The organism is Hafnia sp. CBA7124 (assembly GCF_002355555.1).
GTDB classification, from domain to species: Bacteria; Pseudomonadota; Gammaproteobacteria; order Enterobacterales; family Enterobacteriaceae; genus Hafnia; species Hafnia alvei.
Genome location: NZ_AP017469.1, coordinates 275,500 through 286,864, shown reverse-complemented (window position 1 = coordinate 286,864; position 11,365 = coordinate 275,500). Strand labels below are relative to the sequence as shown.

Annotated in this window: 12 protein-coding genes, 4 tRNA genes and 1 rRNA gene; 2 read left to right on the top strand and 15 right to left on the bottom strand. The window is 47.0% G+C overall.

Going from position 1 to position 11,365, the window contains the following annotated elements:
• Window positions 1–94: 94 nt before the first annotated feature.
• From rplL to CPY98_RS01335, 11 genes are all read right to left on the bottom strand, one after another.
• The gene (gene rplL, locus CPY98_RS01385; RefSeq protein WP_025802785.1) at window positions 95–460 is read right to left on the bottom strand and encodes a 50S ribosomal protein L7/L12; all 366 of its coding nucleotides are present in this window, start codon (window positions 458–460) and stop codon (window positions 95–97) included.
• 66 nt (window positions 461–526) lie between these two features.
• Entirely contained in the window at window positions 527–1,024 is a 498-nt protein-coding gene (gene rplJ, locus CPY98_RS01380; protein WP_025802783.1) for a 50S ribosomal protein L10, read from the bottom strand.
• Between the two features lie 316 nt (window positions 1,025–1,340).
• Window positions 1,341–2,045, bottom strand: a complete 705-nt coding sequence (rplA, locus tag CPY98_RS01375) for a 50S ribosomal protein L1 (protein ID WP_025802781.1) — start codon at window positions 2,043–2,045, stop codon at window positions 1,341–1,343.
• 3 nt (window positions 2,046–2,048) lie between these two features.
• A complete protein-coding gene (rplK, locus tag CPY98_RS01370) occupies window positions 2,049–2,477 on the bottom strand; it encodes a 50S ribosomal protein L11 (protein ID WP_025802779.1) in 429 nt (142 codons plus the stop codon).
• A gap of 173 nt (window positions 2,478–2,650) precedes the next feature.
• Window positions 2,651–3,196, bottom strand: a complete 546-nt coding sequence (gene nusG, locus CPY98_RS01365; RefSeq protein ID WP_025802777.1) for a transcription termination/antitermination protein NusG — start codon at window positions 3,194–3,196, stop codon at window positions 2,651–2,653.
• A gap of 1 nt (window position 3,197) precedes the next feature.
• On the bottom strand, window positions 3,198–3,581 hold the full coding sequence (gene secE / locus CPY98_RS01360) for a preprotein translocase subunit SecE (RefSeq protein ID WP_025802775.1): 384 nt from the start codon (window positions 3,579–3,581) through the stop codon (window positions 3,198–3,200).
• A gap of 287 nt (window positions 3,582–3,868) precedes the next feature.
• Window positions 3,869–5,053 (bottom strand): elongation factor Tu, encoded by a 1,185-nt coding sequence (gene tuf / locus CPY98_RS01355; RefSeq protein WP_038501901.1) that lies wholly within the window; start codon window positions 5,051–5,053, stop codon window positions 3,869–3,871.
• 116 nt (window positions 5,054–5,169) lie between these two features.
• A tRNA-Thr gene (locus tag CPY98_RS01350) sits at window positions 5,170–5,245 on the bottom strand.
• A 6-nt stretch (window positions 5,246–5,251) separates the two neighbouring features.
• Window positions 5,252–5,326 (bottom strand) — tRNA-Gly (locus CPY98_RS01345).
• 124 nt (window positions 5,327–5,450) lie between these two features.
• Window positions 5,451–5,535 (bottom strand) — tRNA-Tyr (locus CPY98_RS01340).
• Window positions 5,536–5,557: 22 nt separating this feature from the next.
• A tRNA-Thr gene (locus CPY98_RS01335) sits at window positions 5,558–5,633 on the bottom strand.
• A 374-nt stretch (window positions 5,634–6,007) separates the two neighbouring features.
• Here CPY98_RS01335 and CPY98_RS01325 point away from each other — a divergent pair.
• Both CPY98_RS01325 and coaA read left to right on the top strand, forming a co-directional pair.
• A complete protein-coding gene (locus CPY98_RS01325; protein ID WP_043490357.1) occupies window positions 6,008–6,550 on the top strand; it encodes a GNAT family N-acetyltransferase in 543 nt (180 codons plus the stop codon).
• A 223-nt stretch (window positions 6,551–6,773) separates the two neighbouring features.
• A complete protein-coding gene (gene coaA / locus CPY98_RS01320) occupies window positions 6,774–7,721 on the top strand; it encodes a type I pantothenate kinase (RefSeq protein ID WP_025802684.1) in 948 nt (315 codons plus the stop codon).
• Between the two features lie 47 nt (window positions 7,722–7,768).
• Here coaA and birA read toward each other — a convergent pair whose 3' ends face one another.
• The 4 genes from birA to rrf all read right to left on the bottom strand — a co-directional run bounded on the left by birA (window position 7,769) and on the right by rrf (window position 11,326).
• Entirely contained in the window at window positions 7,769–8,728 is a 960-nt protein-coding gene (gene birA, locus CPY98_RS01315) for a bifunctional biotin--[acetyl-CoA-carboxylase] ligase/biotin operon repressor BirA (protein WP_025802682.1), read from the bottom strand.
• The gene (murB, locus tag CPY98_RS01310; protein ID WP_096386070.1) at window positions 8,725–9,762 is read right to left on the bottom strand and encodes a UDP-N-acetylmuramate dehydrogenase; all 1,038 of its coding nucleotides are present in this window, start codon (window positions 9,760–9,762) and stop codon (window positions 8,725–8,727) included. The genes birA and murB overlap by 4 nt, the downstream gene beginning before the upstream one ends.
• 138 nt (window positions 9,763–9,900) lie before the next feature.
• Window positions 9,901–10,851, bottom strand: a complete 951-nt coding sequence (locus CPY98_RS01305) for a siderophore ABC transporter substrate-binding protein (protein WP_157743832.1) — start codon at window positions 10,849–10,851, stop codon at window positions 9,901–9,903.
• A gap of 359 nt (window positions 10,852–11,210) precedes the next feature.
• Window positions 11,211–11,326: ribosomal RNA gene (gene rrf / locus CPY98_RS01300) — 5S ribosomal RNA — on the bottom strand.
• Window positions 11,327–11,365 lie beyond the last annotated feature (39 nt).

The window sequence follows — 11,365 nt, the reverse complement described above, 5'->3', positions numbered from 1 at the left end:
TACCACGAGCATCCTTTACAGCGCAAAAAGGCTGGTGACCAAAAAGTCACCAGCCATCAGCCTAATTGCTTAGGCTGCTACCAAAAGAGTTGGCTTATTTAACTTCAACTTCAGCGCCAGCTTCTTCCAGAGATTTTTTCAGGCCTTCAGCGTCATCTTTGCTAACGCCTTCTTTCAGTGTAGCTGGTGCAGATTCAACCAGATCTTTAGCTTCTTTCAAGCCCAGACCAGTTGCGCCACGTACAGCTTTGATCACTGCAACTTTGTTAGCGCCAACAGCTTTCAGAATAACGTCAAATTCAGTTTTTTCTTCAGCAGCTTCAGCTGGACCCGCAGCAACAGCTACAGCTGCAGCAGCAGAAACACCGAACTTCTCTTCCATCATGGAGATCAGTTCAACAACGTCCATTACAGACATTTCGGAAACTGCATTCAAGATATCGTCTTTAGAGATAGACATAAAAATTGTTCCTAAAATTCAGAAATAGATTATACGTAAGCAAACGCGTTAGAAAAGAAAGGCTGATTAAGCAGCTTCTTTCTGATCGCGCAGAGCAGCGAGAGTGCGAACCAATTTGCCTGCAGAGGCTTCTTTCATGGCTGCCATCAGGCGTGCGATTGCTTCTTCGTAAGTTGGCAGAGTTGCCAGGCGGTCGATCTGGGCCGCTGGAATCAACTCACCTTCAAAGGCTGCAGCTTTAACCTCAAATTTTGCATTCGCTTTCGCGAAATCTTTGAACAGACGAGCAGCAGCGCCCGGGTGTTCCATAGAAAATGCAACTAAGGTTGGACCAACAAACGTGTCTTTCAGGCATTCGAAAGGAGTGCCTTCAACGATGCGACGCATCAAGGTGTTGCGAACAACACGCATGTAAACGCCAGCTTCACGACCTGCTTTACGCAGTTCAGTCATCTTATCTACTGTTACGCCACGAGAGTCAGCAATAACAGCAGAGTGCGCGCCTTTGGCTACTTCGATGACTTCAGCAACAATCGCTTGTTTGTCTTGAAGATTTAATGCCATTAGCTTTAGCTCCTGGATTTTGGCCGGGGAGGATTCCCCGGAACTCACATCACCTAAAACCGAAAACGGTCTAGGCGTTAAATACGGTGAGCAGAATCCAGTAATCAAAAGATTTTTTAGGTTCTGTCACCGTCTACGCAGGACGATTAAGCATCTTTCGATGCACCTGCGGTCTTGGACGGAGGTCTGGATAAGGCCAGACTCCAACCGAAAATTCGTTCGCTTTATATTCATTAAAGAATGCGCGGGCGTCAGATTTTATACAAATCTCGCGCCCGCGTAAAGCGAAAACGCAATTAGCTATTCTCTGAGAGAATTAGTTAGCTACTGCGGTCAGGCTACCCTGTTCGATTGCTACGCCAGCACCCATGGTGGTGGACAGGCTGATTTTCTTGATGAAAACGCCTTTAGCAGTCGCAGGTTTAGCTTTCTTCAGAGCAACCAGCAGAGCTTCCAAGTTTTCTTTCAACTGGTTAGAGTCGAAATCAACTTTGCCGATGGTGCTGTGAATGATGCCGTTTTTGTCGTTACGATAACGAACCTGACCTGCTTTAGCATTCTTAACTGCTTCAGCAACGTTAGGAGTTACAGTACCAACTTTAGGGTTTGGCATCAGGCCGCGTGGGCCCAGAACCTGACCCAACTGGCCAACAACGCGCATTGCATCTGGAGATGCGATAACAACGTCGAAGTTCATTTCGCCTTTTTTGATCTGGTCAGCCAGATCTTCCATACCTACCAGTTCTGCGCCTGCAGCTTTAGCAGCTTCAGCGTTCGCACCCTGAGCAAATACAGCAACGCGTACTGAACGACCGGTGCCGTGTGGCAGAACGGTAGCACCACGTACGTTTTGGTCAGATTTACGAGCATCGATGCCAAGGTTGACAGCAACGTCAACGCTTTCAACGAATTTAGCAGTGGCCAGCTCTTTTAACAGAGCAACGGCTTCGGTGATGTCATATTGTTTAGTAACATCAACTTTGTCACGGATCACGCGCATGCGCTTGGTCAGCTTAGCCATTTCTTAGTCCTCCACTACCAGGCCCATGGAACGAGCAGTACCTTCGATGGAGCGAATCATCGCTTCAACGTCAGAACCAGTCATGTCCGCAGCTTTGGTTTCTGCGATTTCACGAACCTGAGCACTCGTTACTTTACCTACTTTGTCTTTGTTCGGCTTGCCAGAACCAGACTTGATACCAGCTGCTTTCTTCAGCAGTACTGCTGCTGGAGGAGTTTTGGTAACGAAGGTGAAAGAACGGTCAGAATAAACGGTAATAACAACAGGGATCGGCAGACCTTTTTCAACGCTGTCAGTCTTAGCATTGAACGCCTTACAGAATTCCATGATGTTAACGCCTTGCTGACCCAGAGCTGGACCAACTGGCGGACTTGGGTTTGCCATACCAGCTGCAACTTGCAGCTTAACGTAGGCTTGTACTTTCTTGGCCATGGTAAATATCCTCGATTGGGTGATAACGCCTCAAAAAGGCTCCCCGTTATTTGCAAAACGTTTACACGCGATACATTCGAAAATGTGGTGCGCATAAAAACAAAAGGCGCGAAATTGTAGTTCAATTTCGCGCCTCTGGCAATCAGCAATCATAGCGATCGCTTAATTATTTATCAGCCTTTTTCGACCTGGCTAAAGTCCAGTTCTACTGGGGTCGCACGACCAAAGATAGAAACAGAGACTTTCAGGCGGCTTTTTTCGTAGTCAACTTCTTCAACCACGCCGTTAAAGTCGGCAAATGGACCATCGCTGACGCGGACCATTTCGCCTGGCTCGAACAGAGTTTTCGGACGAGGCTTATCACCAACCTGCTGCAGACGGTTCATGATAGCATCAACTTCTTTGTCACTGATTGGAGCTGGACGATCAGAAGTTCCGCCGATGAAGCCCATCACACGCGGCACGCTACGCACTAAGTGCCAGCTGGCATCTTCCATTACCATCTGAACTAACACGTAACCAGGGAAAAATTTACGCTCGCTTTTGCGACGTTGCCCGCCACGGATTTCGACAACTTCTTCTGTCGGAACCATGACTTCACCGAACAACTCTTCCATGTTGTGCAGTTTAATGTGCTCGCGCAGCGATTGAGCTACACGGCCTTCAAAACCGGAAAACGCCTGAACGACGTACCAACGCTTTTTAGGGGCTTCAGACATCTTAGAACCTCAGGCCAGTAATAAACGAAACTAAACGGACCAGAATACCATCCAGCCCCCACAGAATCAGTGACATGACGGCGGTGACCGCAGCCACGATCAATGTTGTGTGCAACGTTTCCTGACGCGTTGGCCAGATGACCTTGCGCATTTCGGTACGCGCTTCACGGGCAAATGCCACGGTAGCCTTACCTTGAGTTGTCAATAATGCTACGGCACCAGCAATTGCGATAATCACGACTACAGCCATCGCGCGCAGTGGCAGACTCACATCACGGTAAAGGAAGTTACCTACGATGGCCACGATCAGCAGCACGGCGACAACCAGCCATTTTAGCGCTTGTAGGCCGCGCCCGCTCCCTTGAGCATCGGTATTCGCACTCATAAACCAACCTGTCACTAGATTGTGAAAAACAACTTCGCCCCGCAACGCGAGGCAAACCAAACCGAATGGGTATCTTACAAGAAACAAACGCGATAAGCGCGGTTACCTCTTCAAAGAAAGAGCAAGATCAGATAAATGATCCGCTATTCGGCACGATACGCCGTACTATCAGAGCCCATCTCACCTGTAATTATGACGCTAAAACTACTGATGAGATAGGTTCTAGTATCACTAGCGTAGAAAAAGGGCATCAAATGATGCCCTTTTATCGCGTGTCGCGTCAAATCTTATTCGATGACTTTAGCAACAACACCAGCACCAACGGTACGGCCGCCTTCGCGGATTGCGAAACGCAGACCATCATCCATTGCGATTGGGTGGATCAGGTTAACAGTCATTTGAATGTTATCACCTGGCATTACCATTTCCACGCCTTCTGGCAGTTCGATGGTACCGGTCACGTCAGTTGTACGGAAGTAGAACTGTGGACGGTAGCCTTTGAAGAACGGAGTATGACGGCCGCCTTCATCTTTGCTCAGAATATAAACTTCTGATTCGAACTTGGTGTGTGGCTTGATAGTGCCTGGCTTAGCCAGAACCTGACCACGTTCGATATCTTCACGCTTGATACCACGCAGCAGAACACCTACGTTCTCGCCTGCACGACCTTCGTCCAGCAGTTTACGGAACATTTCAACGCCGGTACAAGTTGATTTAACGGTATCTTTGATACCAACAATCTCAACTTCTTCACCAACTTTAACGATACCGCGCTCTACACGACCGGTAACAACTGTACCACGGCCAGAGATAGAGAATACGTCTTCGATTGGCAGCAGGAATGGCTTATCGATAGCACGTTCTGGCTGTGGAATATAAGAATCCAGAGTTTCAGCCAGTTCTACGATCTTAGCTTCCCACTCTGGTGCACCTTCCAGCGCTTTCAGAGCAGAACCACGGATGATTGGAGTATCATCGCCAGGGAAGTCGTACTGAGACAGAAGTTCACGAACTTCCATTTCTACCAGTTCCAGCAGCTCTTCATCATCAACCATGTCGCATTTGTTCAGGAACACGATGATGTAAGGAACGCCAACCTGACGACCCAGCAGGATGTGCTCACGAGTCTGAGGCATAGGGCCGTCAGTCGCAGCAACAACCAGGATCGCGCCGTCCATCTGCGCAGCACCGGTGATCATGTTTTTAACATAGTCGGCGTGGCCTGGGCAGTCTACGTGTGCGTAGTGGCGAGTCGGGGTGTCGTATTCAACGTGAGAAGTGTTGATGGTGATACCACGAGCTTTTTCTTCTGGTGCGTTATCGATCTGATCGAATGCACGAGCAGAACCACCGTAGGTTTTAGCCAGAACGGTAGTGATTGCAGCGGTCAGCGTTGTTTTACCATGGTCAACGTGGCCGATAGTACCGACGTTAACGTGCGGTTTTGTACGTTCAAACTTTTCTTTAGACATCGATTGTCCCTCTAAGACACGGATAAATCGGTGATATCACCACATCAACCAAGCAAATGATTTGTATGCACTAGCTGAATATTTTACAGAATGAAATCAGAGGAGGAGAAAAGAAGTGGTGCTGATACCCAGAGTCGAACTGGGGACCTCACCCTTACCAAGGGTGCGCTCTACCAACTGAGCCATATCAGCAATACTTGGAGCGGGCAGCGGGAATCGAACCCGCATCATCAGCTTGGAAGGCTGAGGTAATAGCCATTATACGATGCCCGCATCCTAGAACTCGGCTACCTGATTGTTCTGTAGAGTTTTGTATCGATGAAGTGAGATCTTCACTGATACATTTTGAGATGTAGGATTAAACCACACCTCAGGCCCTATCTCTAAGGCGAATAAATGGTGGTGGGGGAAGGATTCGAACCTTCGAAGTCTGAGACGGCAGATTTACAGTCTGCTCCCTTTGGCCGCTCGGGAACCCCACCACTTGGTGTTGCTTTTACTTGATGGTGCCGGCTACCGGAATCGAACTGGTGACCTACTGATTACAAGTCAGTTGCTCTACCAACTGAGCTAAGCCGGCATCAAGTGGGTCGCATTCTAGGTAGTGATCGTGCTCTATGCAACAAAAAAATTCAATTTTGCGCACCTTCGGTCAGAAAACAGTCAAAAACGTCTTTTAGACCGTTTAATTGCTCACAAAATAGCATGATTTTAGTCCCTACAAGCCGCCTCACATCATTCAACATCTCATGTTTCACAGCCACGGCGGCGTGTTCAAAAACATTGGTATTGATCACAATCACACTTTTCTGGTGCATTAATTTTATGCTTTCTGCACCAACGCAAAGCAAAAGCTACACTTATTAGGCTGACTCCCCCACGTAATTAGCAGTTCTGCAACTTGGCCTGCTCTTTGCTTATACCAAGTCATGACCCGTTCTGGAGGAATCGCCAATGAAAATTGTGCTGCTTAACGATGCCACATTACCAGTATACCGCAGTGAACTTGCTCTGCTTTTGACCGACGCGGTCGCTAACGGTGCCTCTTTGGGATATGACACACAGATTGATCATTATGATGCTGAATGCTACTTCCATAGCCTGCGGCCCCTGATTGCCAAAGGAGAGCTGTTATTATGGATAGCCCGTGATGAGCATCGTGTGATTGGTACAGTGCAGCTTTCTCTTTGCCAGAAGCCTAATGGCCGCAATCGGGCTGAAATTCAAAAACTCATGGTTCACAGCAGCGCACGCCGCTTAGGGGTTGCGCACCAGCTGATTATCACGCTTGAAAAGTCAGCGATGCAGGCACATCGAGGCTTACTCTATTTAGATACTCAAGCGGGATCGGCTGCTGAAGCTTTCTATCGAACGGAAGGTTATCGATGCATGGGGGAAATCCCTGACTATGCCTGTACACCCGACGGTCAATACCACCCTACCGCGATCTACTACAAACGCCTCTTCGCCGTTGTCCAACCTGCAAAAGCTAGCTGAGTTCTCCTAGCGGGGGCACATTTATTTTTAGCCTCCGCTTTTTTCCTTTCTTACATTCCCCTTATCTCTTGATCGCATTACAACCATTACGTAGATTGAGTCAAAGTTTTAAAAAAAAACACTACGGCCGTAGCGAAGCTGATTATAATGTGCAGCTCGTTATCCATCTGGAGTTGGCGTCTGTCGCCGTTCCCGACCCGCGCTAACAGGCAGAATTGGGCATATGAAGAAAGATCAATCTTTGGCGACACCGTATCTACAGTTTAGTCGCCAACAATGGGCTGCACTGCGTAACTCCGTTCCATTAACACTGACGGAAGAACAAATTGCTAATCTAAAGGGTATTAACGAAGATCTTTCGTTAGAAGAAGTTGCTCAAATCTATCTGCCACTTTCTCGCCTACTTAATTTCTATTTCAGCTCAAACGTTCGCCGCCAAGCCGTTCTCGAACAGTTTTTAGGCACTAACGGTCCGCGCATCCCGTATATTATTGGGATTGCGGGTAGCGTAGCTGTTGGGAAAAGCACGACGGCTCGCGTATTACAAGCTCTATTGAGCCGCTGGCCAGAGCACCGTAAAGTTGAACTACTGACAACTGATGGTTTCCTGCATCCGAATAAAGTGCTGCAAGAACGCGGTTTGATGAAGAAAAAAGGATTCCCGCAATCGTACGATATTCAAAATCTTGTGCGCTTTGTTTCTGAGATAAAATCCGGTGCACCGCGAGTGACGGCTCCGCAATATTCTCACCTGATCTACGACATTATCCCTGACAGCTGCAAAGTTATTGAGCAGCCAGATATTCTTATATTGGAAGGATTGAATGTTCTACAAAGCGGCATGGATTACCCACACGATCCACATCGTGTTTTCGTGTCTGACTTCGTAGATTTCTCAATTTATGTTGATGCACCGGAGGATTTACTACAAGGCTGGTATATCAATCGATTCTTGAAATTCCGCCAAGGTGCATTTTCCAACCCGGACTCATATTTCCACCACTACTCTCAGTTACCGGAATCGGAAGCTGTTGAAATAGCAACAAATTTATGGAAAGAGATCAACGGGCTAAACTTAACACAAAACATCCTACCGACGCGTGAACGCGCAAGTCTGATCATGACAAAGGGTGGAAACCACGCAGTTGAAAGCGTGCGTCTACGTAAATAACCCGTTGAGGTTAGCGAGAATAGGGCATCATTTTGATGCCCTTTTTGTTATGCGCCGCGCAGAGAAATTTCACCACCGATGAATGGTGTCACTTCACCTTCTCGGTCTAGAAGTAACGCTCCTTGAGCATCGATGCCGCGAGCGATCCCATAAATTTTTTGCTCACCAATCAGCAAATTAACCGGACGGTCAATAAAATTATCAAGCTCACGCCAGCGTTCGACAAACGGTGCCAAACCACGTGTTTCAAAATCAATCAAAGTATCTCGCAGCCGCTTCAATAACTGGGCAACTAGCTCATTACGATTGATTTTAACGCCAGCTTCCTGAAGATTAATCCACTGTTGATTGACTATCGAAGTATCTGGAGAGCGCATAGATAAATTGATGCCAGCGCCAATAACAATATTCGCTGCATCACCGGTTTTTCCCGTCAACTCGACGAGAATGCCCGCTAATTTCTTATCGTTGAGATAAAGATCGTTTGGCCACTTCACCTTCACATCCGGAGCACCAAGCTCGCGCAGCACTTCAGCCATCACGATCCCAATCACCAAACTTAAGCCCATCGCCGCTGCAGGTCCTTGCTCTAAACGCCAAAACATAGAGAGATACAGATTGGCACCAAAAGGTGAAAACCAGTGCCGACCACGACGTCCACGACCCGCTTGCTGATACTCAGCGACGCATGCATCACCAGAGCGCAGCTCGTGTATACGATCGAGTAGATACTGATTAGTAGAATCAACCACCGGGAGTACCGTCACTCCACCTTCGGGTAGTTGTTTCGTAATTTCTTGCTCATCAAGTAACTGCATCGGTGATGGCAGACTATAACCTTTTCCAGGAACCGTAAAAACATCGATTCCCCAGTCACGGATTGTCTGGATATGCTTATTGACGCCCGCTCGGCTCATTCCCATCAGCTCACCCAAGTATTCACCTGAATGAAACTCACCATCGGAGAGAATGTTGATTAAACGTAGGGGCACGCTGATATCTTTCATGACAAAACCTCAACCGCGTTAACTTCACCAGTAGCCGATATAAAACGAACCTCAGGTTCTAGCCACACATCAAATTTCTCTGCAACCCTGTTGCGTACAGCTTGCGCCAGCATAGCAACGTCAGCACTCGTAGCATGATCTTTATTAATTAAAACCAATGCCTGTTTCTGATGCACTGCGGCTCCGCCAACCTGAAACCCCTTAAGGTCACAGCGGTCGATAAGCCAACCCGCAGCGAGCTTCATATCGCCCGATGCTTGTGGGTACATAGGGGCATCAGGGAATATCATTTTAATCTGCGCCGCAACGGCTGCCGTCACAACCGGGTTTTTAAAGAAACTACCGGCATTACCCGTTTCGTGCGGGTCTGGCAGTTTGGTCTTACGCATATGACAAACTGAATCAAAGACCTGCTTCGGCGTTACCGTTTCACGAGGCAACTGGGCTAAGTCACCATAGTTCAGTACGGGCTGCCATAACTTATCTAAACGTAAACCAACAGCGATGATGGCGTAGCCATCACGATAGCTGTGCTTGAAAATGCTTTCCCGATAGCCAAACTGGCATTCATCAGCGGTTAAGCGAAAGACTTCATTCGTACGTAAATTCAATACATCGACGTAGTCACAAACTCTTTGGAATTCAATCCCATAAGCACCAATATTTTGAATAGGTGCAGAGCCCGCACATCCTGGGATCAACGCGAGGTTTTCAAGCCCAGACATGCCCTGTTCAAGTGAATACTTCACCAGCTCATGCCAATTCTCTCCAGCCCCCACATGAAGTCGCCAGCTATCACCGTCTTCCGTAATAGTGATACCTTTGATGCGATTAAGTAGTATGGTTCCAGAAAAGTCTTCTAAAAATAATACGTTACTACCCTCGCCTAAGATCAACACAGGATCATGCCGATCGACTGCTATGCGCCAGAATTCCGCTAAAGAATCCGGTGATGTGGCAACAATAATATCTTTGGCTTTGGCGTTGATTCCAAATGTAGTGAATTTGGTAAGCGATGTACGGCTATTAGACATGAAACAAGGATCTCATCCTGACTAAACTACGCTTAGTCTAACCGATCCTTCTTTGAATTTTTGGATAAATAGATGTGTAGCCAAAAGAGAATAAAAATGGCGGCATTATCTTATACCGCCGTTAATTGCAGCTCACTGCTAAAGTGCGTTTGCTACCTCAGTTAATTGTGCGGCTGTGCTCTCTAAACCTGCCCCCGATAAATACCAAAGATCAGGCGTCAGATAAACGATCTTTCCATTTTTAAAAGCCGATGTAGAACGCAGATTATCATCTTCAAATTTTGCTTTATCCAACGGCTTTGTGCCAATAGCCGCGCTGCGGTCCACAATGAAGATAATATTCGGATTTGCCTGGGCGATGTCGTGCGTTGTTAGCGGTACGCGCTTCTTATGACTATTATCTGATTTTGGCAAGATAACCTTTGCCTGTTTCATCCCTAATACATCAAAAACAATAGGCTGGTGAGTCACGCCAAAATTACCATTGTTATGTATCAACGTTAAAGCAGTAAGATTCTCCGGCGCTTTATCAGACTTTATAGACGCTATTTGATGAGATAAAGCCTCGATATAACGAGCAACGTCATCTTTTTTATCAAATATCTGGCCTAATAATTCCGCATTTGTCTTCACTGATGCAAAATATGTATTCTGATCAGTAGCTAAACTAATCGTTGGTGCGATAGCGGAAAGCGCATCATATGAATTGCCTTGACGGCCCGTAATAATAATCAAATCAGGCTGTAACAGTGCAATCGCATTTAAATCCGGGTCTTTCATTCCCCCAACTTCAGTCATTGAAGATGATACTTTGCCTTTTATATAGCTAGGTATTGATTTTGGCAAACCAACGACGTGGCTTGTCAGCCCTAGCTTTTCCAGTGAATCATAGGTACCAAAATCAAACAGAATGACACGTTGTGGGTTCTTATGGATTTGAGTGACGCCAGCAGCGTGTGTAATGCTCAATGTATCTGCTGTCGATGCAGTTACATGAGCGATCACAGCCTTTGTTGGCTCTTTTGCTACTGAACAATGGCTGGTAAATGACAAAATAGAGGAAATAATAACCAGAGAAATGTTTTTCATAATGCGCATCCAAGCGGAAATAAGAGATTCGCATTCTAGATAGAGCAGAAAATATGTCAATGCAATTGATAATTAATATCAATAATGAAGATGATTTATTCTTTTCAAATTTCCCATAGCAAAAAACCCCAGTCTTTCGACTGAGGTTCTTTCGATGACGTTTGACCGTTCCCTACAATACTCGTCTCATCCTGAGACTCGCCCTTCGGGCCAACGCTGCGCGTTGTTCAAAATCGTTCCCGACGATTTTGTCGCATGATACGCCCCTGCGGGCCGTTCCATGCTCAAGTCGGCAATTATCAAATTATATAAAGCAAAAAACCCCAGTCTTTCGACTGAGGTTCTTTACTTTAATTAAAGCCTGGCAGTTCCCTACTCTCGCATGGGGAGACCCCACACTACCATCGGCGCTACGGCGTTTCACTTCTGAGTTCGGCATGGGGTCAGGTGGGACCACCGCGCTATCGCCGCCAGGCATATTCTGTTAATTAACCCGTGCTCCGTATCTCTACAG

Excerpts from the sequence above, each read along its gene's own strand:
- rplL (WP_025802785.1), bottom strand. The coding sequence starts at position 460 with ATGTCTATCTCTAAAGACGATATCTTGAATGCAGTTTCCGAAATGTCT.
- rplJ (WP_025802783.1), bottom strand. The coding sequence starts at position 1,024 with ATGGCATTAAATCTTCAAGACAAACAAGCGATTGTTGCTGAAGTCATC.
- rplA (WP_025802781.1), bottom strand. The coding sequence starts at position 2,045 with ATGGCTAAGCTGACCAAGCGCATGCGCGTGATCCGTGACAAAGTTGAT.
- rplK (WP_025802779.1), bottom strand. The coding sequence starts at position 2,477 with ATGGCCAAGAAAGTACAAGCCTACGTTAAGCTGCAAGTTGCAGCTGGT.
- nusG (WP_025802777.1), bottom strand. The coding sequence starts at position 3,196 with ATGTCTGAAGCCCCTAAAAAGCGTTGGTACGTCGTTCAGGCGTTTTCC.
- secE (WP_025802775.1), bottom strand. The coding sequence starts at position 3,581 with ATGAGTGCGAATACCGATGCTCAAGGGAGCGGGCGCGGCCTACAAGCG.
- tuf (WP_038501901.1), bottom strand. The coding sequence starts at position 5,053 with ATGTCTAAAGAAAAGTTTGAACGTACAAAACCGCACGTTAACGTCGGT.
- CPY98_RS01325 (WP_043490357.1), top strand. The coding sequence starts at position 6,008 with ATGAAAATTGTGCTGCTTAACGATGCCACATTACCAGTATACCGCAGT.
- coaA (WP_025802684.1), top strand. The coding sequence starts at position 6,774 with ATGAAGAAAGATCAATCTTTGGCGACACCGTATCTACAGTTTAGTCGC.
- birA (WP_025802682.1), bottom strand. The coding sequence starts at position 8,728 with ATGAAAGATATCAGCGTGCCCCTACGTTTAATCAACATTCTCTCCGAT.
- murB (WP_096386070.1), bottom strand. The coding sequence starts at position 9,762 with ATGTCTAATAGCCGTACATCGCTTACCAAATTCACTACATTTGGAATC.
- CPY98_RS01305 (WP_157743832.1), bottom strand. The coding sequence starts at position 10,851 with ATGAAAAACATTTCTCTGGTTATTATTTCCTCTATTTTGTCATTTACC.